Source organism: Pseudomonas sp. 67(2021), from assembly GCF_017491835.1.
In the GTDB taxonomy this organism is placed as follows: Bacteria; Pseudomonadota; Gammaproteobacteria; order Pseudomonadales; family Pseudomonadaceae; genus Aquipseudomonas; species Aquipseudomonas atacamensis.
Window position 1 is genome coordinate 1 of sequence record NZ_JAFGYL010000065.1, and the last position, 527, is coordinate 527.

1 pseudogene is annotated in these 527 nt (G+C 66.0%); it reads right to left on the minus strand.

From position 1 onward, the window contains the following. Window positions 1-527 (minus strand): annotated as a pseudogene (locus tag J5M66_RS26530) (glutamine synthetase); the annotation flags it as partial.

The window sequence follows — 527 nt, forward strand, 5'->3', positions numbered from 1 at the left end:
GCCGACCAGTCCGCAGCACTCATCGCATCGTCGCTGTGCGAGAAGTTGATCTCGAACTGGCCTGGGCCCAGCTCCGCGGTGATGACGTTTGCCGGCACGCCCTGCTCGTTGGCGCCATCGACCATCTCGTGCAGCACCGGTGCGAAGCGCGACAGCCGCTCGATGTGCATGTTCGGCTGATCGTCGTGATCGTCGGTCGCCTTGTCGCGTGGGTACTGTGGCAGGCCGTTATCGAGCTTGCGGTCGAACAGGTAGAACTCCAGTTCGAAGGCTACCACCGGGCGAATGCCACGGCTGGCCAGGCGCTGGATCACCCGGGCCAGCACTTCACGGGGCTCGAACTCGATGGGCTTGGCGGTGCCGTCGGAGGTGATGAGCATCTGCGCGATCGCTTCCTTTTCCCAGCGCACCGGCTTGAGGGTACCCGGCACCAGGCGGCGGGCGGCATCCGGGTCGCCGTCGGCGAAGCAGTAGTCACCGATCGGGTAGAGGCCACCCTGGGTGCCCAGCAGCACGCAGTTCTGCGG